General features: G+C 40.5%; 19 protein-coding genes. 15 read left to right on the top strand and 4 right to left on the bottom strand.

Features of this window, described 5'->3' with window-relative positions:
* Positions 1-252: 252 nt before the first annotated feature.
* Positions 253-1,539 carry a right-handed parallel beta-helix repeat-containing protein gene (locus PQO05_RS18445; protein WP_273628912.1) on the top strand — a complete coding sequence of 429 codons (1,287 nt, stop codon included), beginning with the start codon at positions 253-255 and terminating at the stop codon, positions 1,537-1,539.
* On the opposite strand, the gene PQO05_RS18440 is transcribed toward PQO05_RS18445, so the two are convergent.
* Positions 1,536-1,787 (bottom strand): hypothetical protein, encoded by a 252-nt coding sequence (locus PQO05_RS18440; protein ID WP_273628911.1) that lies wholly within the window; start codon positions 1,785-1,787, stop codon positions 1,536-1,538. The genes PQO05_RS18445 and PQO05_RS18440 overlap by 4 nt on opposite strands.
* Before the next feature lie 328 nt (positions 1,788-2,115).
* On the opposite strand from PQO05_RS18440, the gene PQO05_RS18435 reads away from it, so the two are divergent.
* From PQO05_RS18435 to PQO05_RS18405, 7 genes are all read left to right on the top strand, one after another.
* A complete protein-coding gene (locus tag PQO05_RS18435; RefSeq protein WP_273628910.1) occupies positions 2,116-3,390 on the top strand; it encodes a hypothetical protein in 1,275 nt (424 codons plus the stop codon).
* A 265-nt stretch (positions 3,391-3,655) separates the two neighbouring features.
* A complete protein-coding gene (locus tag PQO05_RS18430) occupies positions 3,656-4,519 on the top strand; it encodes an STAS domain-containing protein (protein WP_273628909.1) in 864 nt (287 codons plus the stop codon).
* Positions 4,520-4,573: 54 nt separating this feature from the next.
* Positions 4,574-4,942 carry an STAS domain-containing protein gene (locus PQO05_RS18425; protein WP_273628908.1) on the top strand — a complete coding sequence of 123 codons (369 nt, stop codon included), beginning with the start codon at positions 4,574-4,576 and terminating at the stop codon, positions 4,940-4,942.
* Positions 4,923-5,336, top strand: a complete 414-nt coding sequence (locus PQO05_RS18420) for an anti-sigma regulatory factor (RefSeq protein WP_273628907.1) — start codon at positions 4,923-4,925, stop codon at positions 5,334-5,336. Before PQO05_RS18425 ends, PQO05_RS18420 begins: the two co-directional genes overlap by 20 nt.
* On the top strand, positions 5,329-6,339 hold the full coding sequence (locus tag PQO05_RS18415; RefSeq protein ID WP_273628906.1) for a PP2C family protein-serine/threonine phosphatase: 1,011 nt from the start codon (positions 5,329-5,331) through the stop codon (positions 6,337-6,339). The genes PQO05_RS18420 and PQO05_RS18415 overlap by 8 nt, the downstream gene beginning before the upstream one ends.
* Positions 6,336-7,529: a sensor histidine kinase gene (locus PQO05_RS18410; protein WP_273628905.1), complete on the top strand. Its 1,194-nt coding sequence runs from the start codon at positions 6,336-6,338 to the stop codon at positions 7,527-7,529. The genes PQO05_RS18415 and PQO05_RS18410 overlap by 4 nt, the downstream gene beginning before the upstream one ends.
* Positions 7,526-7,888, top strand: a complete 363-nt coding sequence (locus PQO05_RS18405; protein WP_273628904.1) for a response regulator — start codon at positions 7,526-7,528, stop codon at positions 7,886-7,888. The genes PQO05_RS18410 and PQO05_RS18405 overlap by 4 nt, the downstream gene beginning before the upstream one ends.
* 512 nt (positions 7,889-8,400) lie before the next feature.
* Here PQO05_RS18405 and tal read toward each other — a convergent pair.
* From tal to PQO05_RS18390, 3 genes are all read right to left on the bottom strand, one after another.
* Positions 8,401-10,698, bottom strand: a complete 2,298-nt coding sequence (gene tal, locus PQO05_RS18400) for a transaldolase (RefSeq protein WP_273628903.1) — start codon at positions 10,696-10,698, stop codon at positions 8,401-8,403.
* Between the two features lie 82 nt (positions 10,699-10,780).
* Positions 10,781-10,972, bottom strand: a complete 192-nt coding sequence (locus PQO05_RS18395; RefSeq protein WP_273628902.1) for a hypothetical protein — start codon at positions 10,970-10,972, stop codon at positions 10,781-10,783.
* Positions 10,973-11,050: 78 nt separating this feature from the next.
* Positions 11,051-11,998 carry a manganese catalase family protein gene (locus tag PQO05_RS18390; protein ID WP_273628901.1) on the bottom strand — a complete coding sequence of 316 codons (948 nt, stop codon included), beginning with the start codon at positions 11,996-11,998 and terminating at the stop codon, positions 11,051-11,053.
* A gap of 437 nt (positions 11,999-12,435) precedes the next feature.
* Between PQO05_RS18390 and PQO05_RS18385 the strand changes: the two genes are divergently transcribed.
* The 7 genes from PQO05_RS18385 to PQO05_RS18355 all read left to right on the top strand — a co-directional run bounded on the left by PQO05_RS18385 (position 12,436) and on the right by PQO05_RS18355 (position 19,509).
* On the top strand, positions 12,436-14,637 hold the full coding sequence (locus PQO05_RS18385; RefSeq protein ID WP_273628900.1) for a hypothetical protein: 2,202 nt from the start codon (positions 12,436-12,438) through the stop codon (positions 14,635-14,637).
* 31 nt (positions 14,638-14,668) lie between these two features.
* Positions 14,669-15,229 carry a YciE/YciF ferroxidase family protein gene (locus PQO05_RS18380; protein WP_273628899.1) on the top strand — a complete coding sequence of 187 codons (561 nt, stop codon included), beginning with the start codon at positions 14,669-14,671 and terminating at the stop codon, positions 15,227-15,229.
* A gap of 66 nt (positions 15,230-15,295) precedes the next feature.
* Positions 15,296-15,568 (top strand): VOC family protein, encoded by a 273-nt coding sequence (locus PQO05_RS18375; protein WP_273628898.1) that lies wholly within the window; start codon positions 15,296-15,298, stop codon positions 15,566-15,568.
* Positions 15,569-16,398: 830 nt separating this feature from the next.
* Positions 16,399-16,728: a 2Fe-2S iron-sulfur cluster-binding protein gene (locus tag PQO05_RS18370; protein WP_273628897.1), complete on the top strand. Its 330-nt coding sequence runs from the start codon at positions 16,399-16,401 to the stop codon at positions 16,726-16,728.
* A gap of 14 nt (positions 16,729-16,742) precedes the next feature.
* Complete coding sequence (locus tag PQO05_RS18365; RefSeq protein ID WP_273628896.1) at positions 16,743-17,474, top strand: metallophosphoesterase family protein; 732 nt, start codon at positions 16,743-16,745, stop codon at positions 17,472-17,474.
* A 213-nt stretch (positions 17,475-17,687) separates the two neighbouring features.
* Complete coding sequence (locus PQO05_RS18360; RefSeq protein ID WP_273628895.1) at positions 17,688-18,287, top strand: RNA polymerase sigma factor; 600 nt, start codon at positions 17,688-17,690, stop codon at positions 18,285-18,287.
* A gap of 73 nt (positions 18,288-18,360) precedes the next feature.
* On the top strand, positions 18,361-19,509 hold the full coding sequence (locus PQO05_RS18355) for a FecR family protein (protein WP_273628894.1): 1,149 nt from the start codon (positions 18,361-18,363) through the stop codon (positions 19,507-19,509).
* The last annotated feature ends 5 nt before the right edge of the window (positions 19,510-19,514 follow it).

Below are 19,514 nucleotides of genomic sequence, written 5' to 3'. Positions count from 1 at the left end.
TTAATTAAAATATAATATTTATTAATCTATAAGAAATATTCATTGGTTTGTTTATCAGTGTTTTAAGTATAATGGATGCGATTAAAGCTTAGGTATTGAAAGTGTCGTTAACTGTAAAGAGAATTAATAATAAGTATATAAAAATTCCTTAAGGGAAATAAAAAAGTGTTTTTTCTTATGATTGACTTAAACTTAGCTCAAAATTCGGGTTTTTATTACAGTCGTTTTTGGCTTTTGGTCACATTTATATTAATGACCTTGCAGGGTTATTCTACTAATTACTATGTAAATGAGAAGAATAGTAACAACAAATCCAACGGGTTAACTCCTGTAAAAGCATTCAGAAATATTCAGGATGCTGCCCATAAAACCAGGCCTGGCGATACTGTATTTGTAATGGGTGGCAACTATACAAATACCTGCCCTGCCTGCAATGTGCTGGATATTACTAACAGCGGCAGTAAATCAAAATATATTGTCTTCATTAATTACCCTAATCAACACCCCAAACTTAGTTTTAACGGCTGGGCAGGTATTTCTATTAATAGCGGTGTTAGTTACGTTAAGGTAATTGGCTTTGAAGTGGTGGGTAACAATGCGAAGGTTACTTTGGCAAAAGCTTTAGTACAGCCTCAGAGTTGCGCAAATAAAAAAGGCGAATTTGACCCGCTGTATAATGGTAACGGGATTACTATTAGTGGTTCTGGTAAAAAGCATGCCCATCACATTGTGATTGAAAACAATATTGTGCATGATTGTGGCGGCGGTGGGATAGGGGCTTCACATGCAGATTATATTACCATTTCGGGCAATGCCGTTTATAACTCCAGTTGGTACACCGTATTTGGCACCAGTGGTATTGCGCTGTACCAATTTTATAATTATGATAACGCTAAAGGGTATCATAACTTTATAAGCGGTAACAAGTGTTATAATAATAAATCGTTGGTTCCCTGGATAAGGCAATGTGCTATTACAGATGGTAACGGGATTATCATTGATGATTTCCGAAATAAACAAAACGGGTCTAACCTGGGCGATTACCACGGGCGAACCTTGATTGAAAATAATATTTGCTGGTACAACGGGGGGACGGGCATCCATACGTTTCAAAGCGATCATGTTGATATTATTAATAATACAGCATATTGTAACTCACAAACAAAAGAGCTAAACGCAGGCCAGATACTTTCGGGTTTGGGCGATGGTAACAGGATCATTAATAATATCCTGGTTTCTGATTCAGAAAATGTAATCAATTCTAACTTTCATAATACCAATCTTACTTACGAGAACAACCTGCATTATAATATATCCCACCCTGGTAAAGAAGAAATTGCAGTGTCTTCCTCCACATGTATTAATGGGTTAAATCCGGGATTTATGTATCCGGCAAATAATTTAAAAGCTGATTTCAGGATAACTAAAAATAGCCCCGCCATACATCATGGAAATACTAACGTATATAGCAATGATGATTATTTAGGGAATAAGCGTGCGCAAAACCATAATGCAGATATAGGGGCATACGAGAATTAGTCTGTAACAGCTTTATCTTCCGGTGTTAAAAAGGTTGTCTTATTTTTTAAGGAATTGAGTTGGCGTTCCAGGGTCTGCACCATAAACTCATCCTGCACATTAGAAATGTAATTAGCATTAGCTATCTCTTCTACTTCAAAAGCTATAAGCGCAAATCCGCATCCGGGTATATTAGCTTTTATGTAATCCGCTAACTCACGCATTTTTTCGCCACTGATTTTTGTGGTTTTTTCAGGACCTCCAGTCATTTTTTAATTTTTAATGCTGCATAGCAGTCGCCAGTGCTATTTATAAAATATTATGCACCGCTTTTTAAATATTCTTGTACGATAAAACCATCCTTAAGTTGCATGATCCTATCTGCTAAATAATTTTTTAGCCAATTTGTTTAGCAAAAATAACATAACTTCCTCTTTTTTAGACAATTGTAAATTAATTAACTTTTTGGAAAGTTTAAAACTCAAAAATTTACTTAGAATTAATTCTTTATTTCAAAAATATAGAATTGTATAAGTAAATGCCATACATTCACCGAAGCTAAATAGGCTATTGATGTGAGACTTTTGAGGGGGATTTATGCGTAGACTTTTAATATTTATTGGACTTGTTCTAATAACCGGCTGTAGAAAAAGTGATCTGGCGGCATTATCAGACCTCGCAGATGATGGGACTGGAAATACTTCAGATACAACATCAGCCATAGCCGCACCGATGCCTCCGGGCTTACCTAAAAGAGTGGCATTTGGCACCAATGGCGATATTAGTAATATCAATCAATTTTTTCAGGAGTCGGATTATCAATATCAGTATTTAGCCGGGGATATTTTCTCAAACGGTTGGGCAACATGGGAATCTCCCAACGGTGAGTTTGCCCGTGCGTTTTTGACAAAAGTTAACCAGATGGGTAAAATTCCGGTTTTTACGTACTATAATATTGTACCGGCTAAGAACCGGAATCAGGACCCTGGTTTTACTAATTTAAATGATGCTGAAGTAATGAATAAATACTTCAACGATTGGAAATTTCTACTACAGATATGCAACGCTTTTGGCAAACCTGTAATTATCCATTATGAACCAGACTTGTTTGGTTATATGGAAATGTATAAGAATGATGCTACAAAAAACACGATAAAGGTAAGCCAAAGCAACCAGGCAGATGTACAGGGATTTACTAATGATGCCAAAGGCCTGGCACAAGCTATTGTAAGCATGCGCAATAAATACGCCCCAAATGTGCTTTTAGGCTGGCATGCTTCGCAGTGGGCTACGGGAGCAGACTTAATAAAAAGCAAAAAAAATCCGGAACAGGTAGGTGCTGAAACTGCTACCTATTATAAATCCTTAAACGCATCTTTTGATCTTATCTTTTCTGAGTTTGCTGACCGTGATGCCGGATATAGTGAACTTGTAACCAAGACTGCCACGTCCATGTGGTCTACCCAGGCGAGCGCAGCAAACGGAAATATAAGTGATTTCGACCGCTTTCAACGTTTTCTGAAAACGCTAAGTACAGATACAGGGCAGAGAATTATTTTATGGCAAATACCCATTGGGAATACACTTACGCAGACTTGTAATAACACAGATGGCCATTATAAAGATAATATAGCGGAATATTTTATGCAGCCGGTGCTTACAAGTGGATCCATGACTAAAATAACGCAATATAAACAGGCCGGGGTAATTGCTTTCTTATTTGGTCAGGGTATTTCCAGTTGTACAAGTTATATGGACAATAAAGCTGATGGTTTAACCGGTGGGGCTAATGAAACAGCCGATGACGATGGTGGGTACCTCCGCAAAGCTGTAAAAGCGTATTATTTAAACGGGCCTATTGTTGCGAATTAATAATGAATTTTGAAAATTTTTTGAACGGATCAGTAATCGTTGTCATTTGGCGTTAATTTACATGTTATACGGGTAAATTTATTAGGGACTAATGCTTTTGGTGCAACAATCCCATTGCAGTGCAGTAAACCTTTATTTTATTGTCTAATAGTAGGAAAAAAGTATTTCCTATAATGAAACCTTATTTATACCTTACCCCCTTCAATATATTCAACTTGCCAAGTTTGAATCTTATAGCTTAACTTTTAAACTGTATACTTCATCCATGTCACAAACTACACACCAATTGTTAAAAAACAAGAAAAAAAACATCCTTGAACTCTGGATGAAAAACCAACTGGCCGATGAAGGTTTACGCGAAGACCTTATCAGTAACGATGAGTTGCGCAGCCAGTCTGAAGAGTTGATAACGGCACTGGTTGGTAATCTATCAAGCGGAGATTTTACCAATCTGGATTCTGACGAATGGAGCCCGGTAATCGAAATATTAGGTGGGATCGCGATTACCCGTGCCCGCCAGGGTTTTAGCCCTCGTGAAACCGGCAACTTTGTATTCTCTTTAAAAGAAGCCATTTTAGAAATCCTGACGATTGAGCTTAAAGGTGATCCAATGAAATTGTTTACAGAAAGCCAGAAGATTAACCGGCTGATGGATAATCTGAGCGTGGTTACTTTTGAAACTTTTATTAAAGGACGCGAAGAGGTAATCTTACGTCAAACCGACGAGATTACTGAAATATCTACACCAGTGATACGGGTATGGGATGGCATTTTAGCCTTGCCGATCATCGGTACTTTGGATAGTGCCCGCACGCAGATCGTGATGGAAAATTTATTGCAGGAAATTGTGGAAACTGGTTCCAGCATTGCTATTCTGGATATTTCGGGAGTGCCGGCAGTAGATTCATTGGTTGCACAGCACCTGATCAAAACCGTAAGCGCTACCCGCCTAATGGGTGCCGAATGTATTATCAGTGGTATTCGTCCTGAAATTGCACAAACTGTTGTGCATTTGGGAATCGACCTTTCTAATATTATTACTAAAGCAACTTTGGCCAGTGCATTAGCTTACTCGTTCAAAGTGATGCGTTTAGAGGTCAAAAAGATCAGCGCAGTTTCAAAATCTTAATAAGCGAAGCTAATGGATAAAATTCCTATTCTCAGGATGGGAGCTTTTTTGCTCGTGTCAATACAAGTTGATCTTTATGACCGGTTAGCGCTCAATTTGGAGGCTGACTTGGTGCAAATGGTGAATAAAACAAGCGCCAAAGGTGTACTGATCGATATCTCGGCAGTATCTATTGTGGATTCGTTCATGGGGCGAATTATCGGCAATATCGCCAGTATGTCCAAAATACTGGATGCAGAAACAGTTGTTGTGGGTATGCAACCCGCGGTAGCGATAACTTTAATTGAGCTGGGCTTGCCGCTAAAAGGCGTGCACACCGCTTTGGATATGGAAAAAGGTATGCGATTGCTGAAATCCATGATTGACGAAACCGAGGAGGACGCAGACGAAGACCAGACAGCCGATGACCTTATCACTGAGTAAAGATACCATCCAGGTCATTAAAGAACAGGATGTGGTTTTTTTGAAAAACCGCGTTAAGGAAACGGCCGTAAAAATCAAAATGGGTTTAGTTAACCAAACCCGCTTACTGACAGCCTGCAGTGAATTGGTGCGTAATATGATGCGTTACGCCAACGGCGGCGTTTGTATCATCGAGGTAGTTTCCTCCGGCCGCAATAACGGTGTGCGCCTTACATTTTCTGATAAGGGTCCCGGTATCCCGGATATTGAGGCTGCCATGCGCGATGGTTTTTCTACCGGTAAAAGTTTAGGCCTGGGCCTGCCGGGCACCAAACGCCTGGTTAATGAATTTGAGATCAAAAGTAAAGTGGGCGAAGGTACAGTGATAGTTATTTTAAAATGGGCTAATGGTTGACGCGACACATATCAGTTTTACAGCCGACGACCGGAGCTATTTTTCGCTCATCAAAAAGGAGATCCACAGGCTGGCGGCTGAAGGCGGCATGGAACAAGGGCGCATTAACCAACTAGATTTGATCGTGGCCGAGATGACCTCTAATCTTTTCAAGTACAGCAATGATGGAGAACTTTTGATGGGGCTGTTTCCTAACGGCGGTTCCCCTTATGTCGAACTCATCAGCATTGATAACGGGCCAGGTATGGTTAACCCTGCGCGCATGATGCAGGATGGCATTTCCACCTCCAATACGCTTGGCCACGGATTGGGCAGTATGAAAAGAATGTCTGATACTTTTGAGTTGTACTCACAGATTGGCTGGGGCACCATTGTTTTAAGCCGCGTTTACAGCAACCCTGAAAAAGCCAAAGTTAATAATCAGGTCATTATGCGTCCTATCGTGGTTTATAAACCCGGCGAAAAAACAAGCGGCGACGGCTTTACCTATAAAAAGACAGAGAAGTATATGAAAATGATGCTGGCCGATGGATTAGGCCATGGCCCTGAAGCCAACAAGGCGGTGAATGAGGCTGCTACAGCGTTTAAAGTATTTCCGGATTACAGCCCGACTGAAACTTTACGTTTCATCCATAACGCCATTAAAAAGACTCGTGGTGCCGTAATCAATATTGTGGGGTATGATTTTGCACGCAAGGTGTGGGCCTCAGCTGGTATTGGCAATATCGCATTGCGCATGTCGGGTCCGGTCAATTTTAAAAATCACATGTCCTACAACGGCATTGTGGGCCATAATATTCCGGGTACCATGAACGATCAGGAATACCCTGTCGAAGAATTCAATCAGGTGATGCTCTGCTCAGACGGTATCAAAACCCGCATCGATATGTCGCGTTACCCGCTGATGTATAAATACGACCTGAGTATCCTGGCCGCAGCTATTTATAAAGACCATGCCCGCCGGAATGATGACATGTCAGTTGTAATTGCGAAAACAAAATGATCAAAGTCGTATTAATTTCTTTAGAAAATGAGATGGATCTCGTTTTGGCCCACAAAAGGTCAATGCGGGTAGCTGAGAAGCTGGGTTTAACCTTAGCAACACAAACCACTTTTGCGACCGCAGTTTCGGAGATCGCCCGGACAGTGATAGAGCACACTGATGACGGTTTGCTGGCTATTGGATTGGAGCAAAACCAAACACGTTATAGTTTAATGGCGACTGTTGCATTCGACAGCAGCATCCGTTTTACCAATGGTGATGCCGGGTTTTATTACGCACAAAAGTTAGTTCCGGAGTTTGAATTATCAGAAACAGAAAGCGGTAATATGATCACGATGAAGATCGGCCTGCCCCGTTCACTTAAACTTGATCCGGTAAAGATCAGTGCTTTAAAGAAGGATTTTGAGGAAGCATCTCCATTAAATGCTTACGAAGAGATTAAACAACGCAATGTTAGTCTGAACAGATTGGCCAGCGAGCAGGAAGCCCAAATACAGCAATCCAGGATGATCGATGAGAAAAAGACGGAGTTTATTTCTGTCGCCAGTCATGAGATCAAAACGCCAATGACCATTTTGAAAGCCTATACGCAAATGGCAAGGGCAACTAAAGAGCCGGTGAGCGATCATTTGAGAGAATTACTCGGCAAAATTGACATGCAATCTACCAAACTAATGACACTGGTGCAGCAATTGCTGGATATTTCTAAAATAGAGAATGGTAATTTGCAATATCAAATTGAGCCGGTTAGCTTAAATGGTTTTTTACACCGGCAAGTAGATGTGATGCGGCAGATTTTGCCGTACCATACATTTACTACTAACTTTTCAACCGATGCTGAAGTTTTGATAGATGAATTAAGAATGGAACAGGTGTTCGCAAATTTGCTGGGTAACGCCGCTAAGTATTCAGAACGGAACACAGATATAGCTATTAGCACATTGTTATTAGATGATGGCCTGGCCACTATTAGTGTGACTGATCAGGGCAGAGGCATGACACCTGAAACCATGACATCGGTATTTGATAAATTCTATCGGGCCAAAGATGTTTTGAAAAGCCATACCGGTTTGGGTATGGGTTTATTTATTACTTCCAAAATCGTTAATGATCATCAGGGTAAAATTTGGGTGCAGAGCATTGAAGGGATTGGGTCTACTTTTTACTTAACAATACCTTTAGCTATATGAGTAAGAAAATTATGATTTTTGATGATGACGAAGACATTCAGTCTATCTGTACTTTTGTATTGGAAGAAGAGGCGTGGGTTGTTAAAACATTTTCTGATTGTAGCGATATTATAGCCCGTATCCATACTTACAAACCTGATGTGATACTAATGGACAATTGGATACCTGATGAAGGCGGAGTGATAGCCACACGGCAGATCAAGGCCGATCCCATCTTAAAAACCATCCCGGTCATTTATTTTTCCGCGAATAGTGATATTGAACAACTGGCCGCCACCGCAGGGGCCGACCTTTACCTACCCAAGCCTTTTGATATAGACGTTTTGAAACAAACGGTAGCTAATTGCCTCAGCAAATAGATTAATTATTACAGCGTAATTTAGACACTAAGAGCATTAGTAGTAGCGGATGTTCAAATGGCTTGGTCAGAAACTGTTTTACTTCACAAAATGAAGTTACCTCTATAATTGATCGGGACTGAAATAACTATAGTAGGTGTTTTTACTTTCCTGGTTCAATTTTATTTTGATAGATAGAATATGCCCGTTAATACCAGGTAACACTTCATGGTTAAATTCGGCTTCAGACGTAAAAGTTCTTCAACTGTCTTCCCCTGAGAATAAGCCGCCACCTGAAATTCCTGCTGTGCGTGTAAAGCCTCAACAGAATAGACAATTCTCAAAACCCTAAATAGGAATAGGCTGTTTGGGCTTTGGTATGATAGTCGATTGAACAACAAGTATATTCAAATGTTTTTACTTTCAGTATTCGCTCAGAATTATACTAACACAGCCACCTATTCTGGGCGGCTGTGTTTATTATATTTAAGTATTAGCTTGCACAGATGCAAAAATATATGCTTAGTTAAAGATTAGTCTTCCGCAGACTCTGTGCTCGCAGCATAGTTAGCCTGAGATTCGGCAATTTCGGTTAGTTTGCTGTCGGCGGTTTTTTCTTCATTAAGCGTCAGTACCAAAGTTTCAGCTATCTCATAATATCCCAGCGTTTTAGCTAACGCGATCATGCCGCCATAAGAAGCGATCTCATAATGCTCCGCTTTTTGCCCGGCAAATATTAATCCTACGTCACGTTGGGCGGTTCCCTCCTCCGTGGCATCAATTATTTCTTCACCTTCGTCAAGTATGCCCGCCATAGCTTCGCATTTGCGGCTTTCGGGTTCTAAACCAAGCACGCCAAATATTTGCTCCAAACGCTTAACATGGCTTTCGGTTTCCGTCAGGTGCATTTCAAAGGCGGCTTTTAACTCGGGCGAAGTAGCAGCTTCGGCCATTGCTGGTAAAGTTTCCACCAATTCACGCTCTGCCCATAACAGGTCCTGTAGCTCGTTAATAAAAAACTCCATCAATTTTGAATCACCTGACGATGCCATCTGCTCATTCTGCCATTCGGATTCTTGTGAATTACTTTCGGGTTCAGGCTGGTAGGTTGGATTTTCATTATATTCGTCAGCTGCTACTTCAAAATTGGGTTGCGCTGAAAAGCCTTGCCCAGCTGGATCTACTGATGGACCACCGATAAGGGAAACCGGTTCAGCCGCATTAGCCTCGTTACTATCTTCATCGTCATCATACTGGTTACGCAGGGATTTAATCAGATCATGACCGGCAACAATACCCATTTGTTGTTTCTGCAAAATGGCTTGTAATTCGTAGCCAATTTCGTGTTCTGTACTAAGGGCGGTGCTATAGGCATCTTTAATGGCATCTTCACCGCGTTCGCATTCATCCAGTATCGACTTGGCATCGCCTCCGGTAAAAACTGATTTTACATCAAGCCAGGCACGGTGTAATACCCCCGAGGTGCTGGTGCCATCTACCGGAGCCTGCCCGTTGTTTTGAGCAATTTCGGTTAATACAGTGGCGTTCTCCCGACTTTCATTTGCCAGTTTTTTAAATATCATGTTCAGGCCACTGTCATGATCTTCAAGATCCCTCGCTGCCTTTTCAAAGCCTTCTACCCGGTCATTATTAATTTCGATGAGATCATTGATCACATCCATCGTATTTTCAGAGATTTCCATAGGTTTTTGTTTATCTGTTTTGTTTGTGTTTATTTTATCTGTTATTGCCACTAATAATTTTTGATAAGGTGCTTCAAACTTATGAATGCCTTCTATCTCCAACTGTAGTGCAATTGCCGTCATATTTATCCCGGCAGTAGCCAAGGCTTCCAATAAATAAATGGCTCGTTCAGGGCCGGCTTCCAGGCGGGCTGATGCATTGCCATGGTCGCGAAAAGCTTCAATTGTAGCAAGAGGTGCGGTATTTACTGTGTTTGGGCCTATTAATTCTTCTATATACCGTGTATCGCGATAGGCAGGATTTTTATTACCGGTACTGGCCCAAAGTAAACGCTGGGGTTTGGCACCTGCATCAGCAAGTTTTTGCCAGCGATCTCCACTAAAAATCCGTCGATACAACGCATAAGCTGCTTTAGCTGCGGCAATTGCAGCTTCGCCTTTTAATTCGTTATGCCCTTTATCACTTAGCAGCGGGTCAACCAATAGATCTATCCTGCTCAGGAAGAAACTGGCAACAGAGGCAATCTTGCTAATATCCTGTCCCGATGCCAGGCGATCTTCCAGTCCTTCTATATAGGCATTAGCCACGGCTTCATATCGTTCGAGGCCGAATAGCAGGGTTACATTAATATTGATACCCTCACTAATTGTCGCGCGTATCGCAGGTAAGCATGGTAAAGTGCCAGGTATTTTAATCATTACATTTTTGCGTGATACTTGTTGCCAGAGCTCACGAGTTTGTTTAATTGTACCAGTTTCATTCAATGCTAATAGTGGCGATACCTCCAGGCTCACATAACCATCAGCACCGTTAACCTCTTCATTATATATAGGCAGGAACAAATCAGCAGCTTTTTGAATGTCATTGATTGCCAGCTGGAAAAAAATGTATTCGGGGTCTGTGTTGGTTTTAGAAAGTTCAAGAATGTCTGCATCATAATCTGCGCTTGCACTAATAGCCTGCTCAAAAATTGCAGGATTAGAGGTAACGCCCCTGATATCATCTTCATCAATTAATTTTTGAAGTTTGCCCGAACGCATAATCTCGCGGTCTATAAAATCCAGCCAGATGCTTTGCTTAAAATCGGTATGGATCTGTTTGACCCGGTTTGTTTCATGTGGTTCCATATCAGTATGTTAAGGTGTTAATATTATTATACTTCAGCCAGAATAACAGTTGTTAGTCATTCCAAAAGGTGGGAGTAGCATCTCAATTATTTGATTTAGGGCTTATATGGCCTGTAGGATCTGCATTGCCTTTGGCTGAGTTTGATTTAGCAGGCAGATTAGCCGAATCCCTGCGGTCTTTAGTAATAGTCGCTGTATCGCGTATTGCTGGACCGCCGCTTTTATTTACACTCGTTGTATCCTGGCTATTGCCAATCTGTTTTTTGGCTGGCATTTGAATCATAAGCACTAAAAAACAGTGTAAATAACAGGAGCACAAGGCTCCCGTTATTTATTATTTTAACTGGTTTCATTAAGCTTTAGTAGTGTTTTCACTGTAAGTACTCCATTGCGCAACACCTTCGGGTTCCGCATTTTTAACTTCCGCGCTTTTTACTTCGCTCATTTCCTTGTTTAGCTTTTCGCTGGCCTTAAGTTCTTTGCTAAAATTACCGGGTAGCTTGGTTTGGCCTTCTGTTTCCTGAACTTGCTGTAAAGGGTTTTCAACATAGATAAATTCTTTACCCATGCCCTTAATTTCGCCTTCATTCCATGGGCCGCGTACCGTGCCTTCAGATAAGTTATAAACGTTCTGCAAATAACGCGGATCGGCGGCTAATACTGCCGGCGGGAAGTTAGGCTGGATGCTGTCTAAAGCAGCTTCAAACATTTTATAGTGCGTTACTTCACGGGTCATTAAAAACGATAGCGTCTCTTTAACATACGGGTCATCGGTAAATTTCATTAAGTGCTCATATACCAGTTTTGCTCTCGATTCAGAAGCCAAATTGCTCCTCAAATCAACTGTAAGATCACCGTTTGAATTGATGTAGGACGCGCACCATGGCACACCCTGGCTATTGCGTGGTGTCGGTCCGCCGCCAGTAATGATCGGGAATTGCGGATTAGCGGTTAATGCAGCATGGATCACGCTCTCTTTTTCGGCTTTGCCATTCATAGCTACCATGAAGTCTGTTTGTTCAGCGGCATCTTTTAGCTCGCCATTAACGCCCTTTAACAACATCTGAATGGTTGCGCCGACAATCTCCAGGTGACTGAATTCTTCGGTTGCGATATCCATCAGCATATCATATTTGTCCGGGTGCGGCACCTTTGCGCCAAATGCCTGGGTAAAGTATTGCATGGCTGCGGCCAGCTCACCATTTTCGCCGCCGAATTGCTCCAGTAAAAGGTTAGCAAAGCGCGGGTCAGGGCGTGAAACCCTGGCATTAAATTGTAGTGATTTAACGTGGTGAAACATAAATTTATTTTTTAAAGATGTAGTAGGTCTGTTAAGTAAGTAGCTTGAATAATGGTTATCGTGTGTGTGCTATTACAACTTATAGTATGTAGAAATGTTTCAACCTATGGTTAATATTATTTCATATTTTTCAATATTTATAAAGTAGAGAATCGCGCGCCCAAACAAACTCATCAGCCGTGCTATAGTAATACTACAATCTCGTCACCTTTTACATCAGGCAGTATTGATTTGCAGCATGTGCGCTGTAATATATCGCCAGCCAGGCTTGAGTGGTTCAACCAGATAATTTCCTGGTTTAAATACGATGTCTTATTAAATAAAATTTTTAACTAAAAACAAATAGGAAAGCAGGAAGTTATTGCTACACGATTTTAATGGCGCTACCGACGCGTTCTCGGTGTAATGATTCTTGTTTTACAATAAAGCTTTTTACAATGAATGCACTATCACCCTGGGCAAGAGCAGTTAAAAACCATTTCAATGACCAAAACCTGCCGGCATTGGCCACTTACGCGATTGCAGGCTACCAGATCAAGATATACAACCTTTATAATTCACTTTGGATAGCAGTAAGGTGCCCTAAAGGGATACAGATCGTTTTACGCCCGGCGTATGCTCCTAATGATCATTTAACATTAGGTAAAATAACCAGGTATGATAATGGCTTAGTGATAAATTTAACTTCGGGTATTGGAAAATATCAGGTAAAACTAGAAATTCCTGATCTTAAGAAGCCTCTTTTTCGTTACATCACTACCCTAAAAACAGATGAATCGCTTTTAGTTCCTTTTTGGCCAAGGGATATGGTTATTACGGGACCTGAAGGGAACACGGCCGATCCAGAGGGAACCGTATTGGTTAGCCAGGTGGGCACACGTTCGGGCTTGCAATATATCACCTTGGATAAACCAAAATCAGGCTCATTATTGTATTTTCAAAATCTTACCGCGCTGAATGATTACGCCGAGGCAACTGAAACAACTTTGGGTAATTCAGTTGGCGGTAGCTGGCCTGAACTGGGCTTTGCTTTACCGCCTACACTTAAAGATAAACCTATACCAGCGCATCAAGATATGGTACTGTCAGATGCGTTTATTGCCTTTAGTCCTGAACATCCAAAAGACGAAGCCGCCCAGGCTAAACAATTCCTCGACCTGCTGGCAGATATTTATCTGCACATGCCTAAACCGGCTACCACTTATTATTCCTGGCCCGATATGGTAGACCAGGGATTGAACGATCTGGAGTTTAGCCATGGGTGCTGGTCGCACGGCGCTGAGCAAGATTATCTAAACGCTTACGTAGCCGACTATGATACCCCACCCGAACTAATGGTGCAACTGGCGGTATTGCTGCCGTTGGCAGATTATTATGATTGGAAGGGGAGCGACTTGCCGGCGATGCAAAAGATATTAAACGGATTAGATGCTTTTTACAGTAACGAGCTAAAAACAGTTGTGCGCTTTTTACCGGCTCTGGCTGACAAGCTGAGTGGTGATGAAGAGCAATTGAAGCCCAATGTTATGGATTCATGGTACTTGCACCATCCGTTGCTTAATCTGGGCCGTATGGCCCTACGTGGGAATAAGCAATGTGAGAAATTATTTCTGGGATCTCTGGACTTTGCTATCCGCGTGGCACATCACTTTAATTACGAGTGGCCGGTAATGTATAATATGGCTACGCTTGAAGTAGTGAAATTGGAAACCATTCCCGGAAAAGGAGGCGAAAGGGACGTGGCTGGTTTATACGCGCTGGTGATGCTGCACGCCTGGCAACTGACCAAAAAAAACAAATATTTACTGGAGGCAAAAAAAGCTGCGAAAACCCTGCATGGTAAAGGCTTCGACTTATTTTACCAAGCTAACAATACCGCTTTTGGAGCCAATGCCATGCTTTGGTTGTATAAAGAGACGAAAGATCAGCAGTACCTTGACCTGGCTTATTTATGCCTGGCAAATGTTTGTAAAAATTTCCAGCTTTGGGATTGCAATTATGGCTACGCCAAAAATTATCCAACCTTTTTTGCAATGTTCCCGCTTAATGATGCGCCTTATACGGCTGCGTATGAGGAGCAAGAGGTATTTGCCGCATTACATAACTTCTTATTATACGCAGATGGTGAAGGTATATTACCGTCAGTTAATTTACTAATCCCCGAATTTCTGCGCTATATCTTAAATCGCGCCCCATATTATTATCCGCCCAACCTGCCTAAAGAAATGTTATCAGACAAGATAAAGACCGGGCAGGTGGATCATAAGCTTTGGATTGCTATCGAGGATATCCATGACGGCTGGGAGCAATCGGGTACGGTTGGTCAGGAAGTTTACGGAGCTGGCGTGGCCTTTGGTATTATACCACGGCACTTCTACCAGGTACCCGGGGAGGACTTCCTAATATATGTTGACTACCCATCTGCGCGCTACCATCACCGGAAAGGAAGCCTTTCTTTAAGTGTAAAAGGAGATGAGCGCCTAACCTGCCGGCTAATGATTATTAAAAAGAACATCACCCTTCCTGTATTTACGCTTAAATGCAATGAAGTTGAGACAAAGGTCGCCAAGCGTAAAGACGGGCATTTGGAATATGAAATTAATGGCGGCGCAGAAGTAAAAATAAAATGGAACAAATAACACATCTATATACTTATAATAAATTAACATCATGCCTACAAAAACAACCAAAAAAACGGCCGCAGTAGCTGCCAGCCGTTCAGCAGAAGCCGAAAGCGCTTTAAAAGAATTATTTGTTGACGAATTAAAGGACATCTATTGGGCTGAAAAGCACCTGGCTGCTGCTTTGCCTAAAATGATTAAAGGCGCAACCTCAGCAGATCTTAAACAAACGATCACCACGCATTTGGAAGAAACCAAGAACCAGGTGACCCGTTTAGAAAGCGTTTTTGCCTCTATTAATGAGAAAGCGACAGCCAAAAAATGCCTGGCAATGGAAGGCCTTTTAAAGGAAGCCACTGAATTATTATCAGATACTGATAAAGGAACTGAAGTGCGCGATGTTGCTATTATTTCTGCCGCGCAAAAGGTGGAACATTATGAAATAGCATCATACGGTACCTTGCGTACTTTGGCCGGAACATTAGGCTATAGTGAAGCACAAAGTTTACTGGATGAAACTTTAGCCGAAGAAAAAAATGCGGACTCTTTATTGACCCAAGTTGCCGAAAATTATGTGAATGAAGCTGCGGCAGCAGAAGTTGCTGAATAATCGCCAGGCTAATAAAAAGGGATACCGTAAGGTATCCCTTTTTATTAGCTACGATCTAATGGTATATTGAAAAACTGGGATTTAGATTGGTTGAAAAATGGGTTTCAGGTGACGTGTTACGTGGCTTACGTAGCACCTGCCAATGATGATGATCTTTGGTTAGAAATCATTCAGGGGCCAATGATTAACCTACACCAAGACCGTTTATTGTTCATTGTTTTGGGAAATCATCATTTCAGCTTAACAGCAGATAGCGTGGATGAAACTATATCAGTTTTAAGAGACAGGGGCATTACCATCACGAGAGAACCCTTTGATCTACCTGTAATCGGAAATTGACCGGCTTTTATTGCGGACCTTTATGGCAACGCGATAGAGTTCACCGAAAATATTTAATGAATGAATTAAAATTTATTGAATGCTAATAAGAGTATGATTATTTACTTAGAATAACTATGCTACTTTCTTGTCACAGCATCCTTATTGAACCGTCTATATCATTTAGTCATTTTGGGTGTCATATATTGAAAATGGGAACTGTTTTCATAACAGCGGCTACTATTGCCAGAGTAAATATTTACGCGATCTTCTCCGAATCATTGAAATTTAACTATTTGAGTTTGTCATTAACTTTCTTAAAAATATTCTCTGCCGTAGCCGCCAAATTTTTCAAATCTTGCAAAAAATAGTTCGAAAATTCTATCTCATCGGTCACAACAAAAGCCTTTCAGCCTAATCTGAGAGGCTTTTGTTTTTTAACTTGTTTATAATCTGAAATATAAATATGATTTTCACTGAAAAATCATGTTTTTCTTCTACAAAAAAAAATAATTGCTGCATGTCTTGATTATTTGATGAGCATCGTTGCCAATCATCCCTATATATCTATTCCTCTTTAATTCAATACCCAATCGTTTAATTAACGAAAAGTACCAAAGAAGCTGATAATAGTACCATTAGTACGATGGTAAAACTTCATTTATTTGTAGGCTGTATTAAGCAGGCTTGTTTTATCTTATTGATCTTCCCTGAATGGACTTAGCCAACTATCCACCCGCGTTAATATTGATAGATATTCAAAAAGCATTTGATGATGAACAATATTGAGTTTGCTACAGTTTTAAATACGCAGCAGCTAATAGATTTATTAAACATACCGCACCAGACTGATGGACAATAAGGTAAAAGATATTAGTTTCGATATACAATCTGGCAATAATATCCATCACGTTCAAACTTATTACAACTCTCACAAAAATCTGATGGCCCTGATTTTTGATGAATTGGGCGAGGACGAATTTGGCGAATGTAAAGGCATGGGGAGATGCGGAACATGTGCAGTTAAACTTTTAAAGCCATCCGGCTTGGTCAATGACTTTCATGATAATGAGGAAAATACGTTAAGCAAACTTGATCTTTTAGAACCTGGCATTCGCTTATCATGCAAAGTATTTATAACATCGGCTCTGGATCAGCAACTATTTCAACTCAATTTATAATCTAACTAATAGAGATGCGATCAATAGCAATATTTAGTGATGTGCATGGCAATATGCCGGCTTTAGAAGCAGTTCTGAAAGATATTGAAGCCAAAGGGATAAGCGAACTTTATTGTTTGGGAGATTTAGTTGACTTTGCACCGTGGTCAAACGAGGTCATTAATAAAATCAGGGAATTAAATATCCCGTGTTTAATGGGCAATCACGATGAGCGGATTGCCTTTGATTATCCCGTTGTTCCCTTAAGTAAACATGATGCTTTGGAAACCGAAGCAAGATTAATCGCAATCAATCATACCAAAGCTATTCTGTCTGAAAGTAATAAAGCTTTCTTAAGCAAACTACCAGAACAATTAGAAGTCGCATTAGATATTGGTGCACAAAAGAAAAATCTATTATTGGTACACGGCAGTGTGAAAAACAATGATGAATATATTTATGAAAATCACAGCAGTGCAGATTTGCAAAAGATGATGGCAGATGTAAACGCTGAGATCTTAGTAATGGGGCATACTCATCTGCCATACATTCGTTCGTTGGGATCTCAGTTGGTAATTAATTGCGGCTCGGTAGGGAGGTCAAGGGCGCTGGATAGAAAGGCTACTTATCTTATACTGAATATCCAGGAAAGTAATATTGAAGCTGAAATAGTTAGCTTGAGTTATGATCTGCAAAAAACAATTTCATCTATTCGGGAAAGCGAGATCCCTGATTTTTATGCTGATTTTCTTTCAGTTATCCAATGAGAATTTTTGGTGGTAATAGATATGTGGATAAAGTAAGTTGACATAAAAAACATTCTTAGGTATTTCGATGTGGATGATGGTAGATAATCCTGAAAAACGATCAAATTCTACGTTTGCACGCACGGGTATACCAGTTAGTTGTAATTCATTAATCGTTAACAAATATTTAATGCGTTAAATTTTTTAATTTAGGGTTTTAAACGCTGTTGATTGATGTCTAATGTAAATGATCGTGGGTTTTCTACTACCTGGCCTGATAAGGTCCAGGTTTTTGAATTAGCTTTTGATCAGCATTGGGATGAGTTATTCAGGCACGCTTATCGAAAAACTCAAACAGAAGACCTTTCTAAAGACCTGGTACAGGAAACCTTTATGGTTTTATGGAATGGTTTAGATAATCTCGACCTGACAGAAAAAGTCCTCCCACTTTTATATGGCATACTTCGCAACAAGATCTTAAAGCAGTACGAGAAATCTGAAGTTCATTTTAAATATGCCTTGTCTGTATCTCAAAAGGATGAACAATTTGATATTTCATCAGAAAATCTGTTGCTAACTAAAGAGCTGGAAAGTGTGATTTTTGCAGAAGTAGAGAAAATGCCGGTTCGAATGAAAGAAATCTATCTTCTAAAAAAAGAAGAAGGCTTTTCTATTAAAGAAATTGCTGAAAAGTTGGGTTTATCTGAACAAACGGTAAAAAATCAATTGCAAAATGCTTATTCCAGGTTGCGTTTATGTCTCAAAGAATACAACTCATCCTTGTTTTTTGTCGGTTTTGTAGTTCACTACGCCCCACTTTTGCTGCATTGTTAATTTTTCTGAAATAAATTGTTAATTTATATAGTACTTTTTATCGCTTAACCGGATATGTATTAAAAAGCATGTTTTGGAACAGCAAATTTTAAAGGCACTTATAGCCAAATATAATGCGGGTACAGCAAATGCCGAAGAGAAAGCACTTGTAGAGCAATGGTACGAAAATATTCATGGCGACGAGTATGCTTCTGGTGAAGAACAGTTGAACCAGATAAAACAACGAGCTTATCGGGAGTTATATAATTATATTAATAATACCCGCCCCAGCGCTCCTGCTAAGATCAAAAAATTACCATTCAGATGGCTGGCAGCAGCTGTGCTACTTTTGGTAGGTAGTATTGGAATATATTATCACTATAAAACTTCCTCTACAGAACAGGTTGTAAAAAATAATCTCAAAAATGACATTGCACCCGGTGGCAACAAGGCTATCTTAAAGTTGGCTGATGGGTCTAACCTTGTTTTGGATGATGCAAAAAATGGGCAGGTTGCCAAACAAGGGGAGGTGCTTGTAGAAAAGAAACATAGCGGGCTTTTAAGTTACTTAACAAATAATACTACTCCTGGTATTGCTGCTGTAACCTATAACACCATAACTACTCCCCGGGGCGGGCAATACAATGTAATATTGGCCGACGGCACCCAGGTTTGGCTTAACGCAGCATCATCCCTTAAATTCCCAACTTCATTTACCGGTAAAGAACGTAATGTTGAGTTGACAGGTGAAGCTTATTTTGAGGTGGCGAAAAATAAGACAATGCCGTTTCATGTAACTACAGTAGGCCAGACTATTGAAGTATTGGGTACGCATTTTAATGTAAACGCTTATGCAGATGAAGCCGCTATTAAAACCACACTTTTAGAAGGTTCTGTAAAAGTAAGCGGGGGCAATGCACAAGCAATTATTAAACCGGGTGAGCAGGCTTCGCTAAATGTGTCTGTAGTTAACCCGGCTATTACTGTTACAGATGGTATTGATACAGATGAAGTTATGGCGTGGAAAAATGGTAGTTTTTACTTCAATAATGCAGATATACAAACGGTTATGCGACAGATAAGCCGCTGGTATAATGTGGATATTGAATACGCCGGAAAGATCCCGGAGGATCATTTTACCGGTAAGTTTTCAAGAAATATGACCGCATCCAACGCGCTGAAAGTGCTCGAATTTACTGGTGTTAACTTTAAGATAGAAGGGAGAAAGATTATCGTAAAATAAGTACG

Source organism: Mucilaginibacter jinjuensis (assembly GCF_028596025.1).
Taxonomy (GTDB): domain Bacteria; phylum Bacteroidota; class Bacteroidia; order Sphingobacteriales; family Sphingobacteriaceae; genus Mucilaginibacter; species Mucilaginibacter jinjuensis.
Note: the sequence above shows the minus strand (reverse complement) of the source record. Positions and strands in the feature narration are given on the sequence as shown.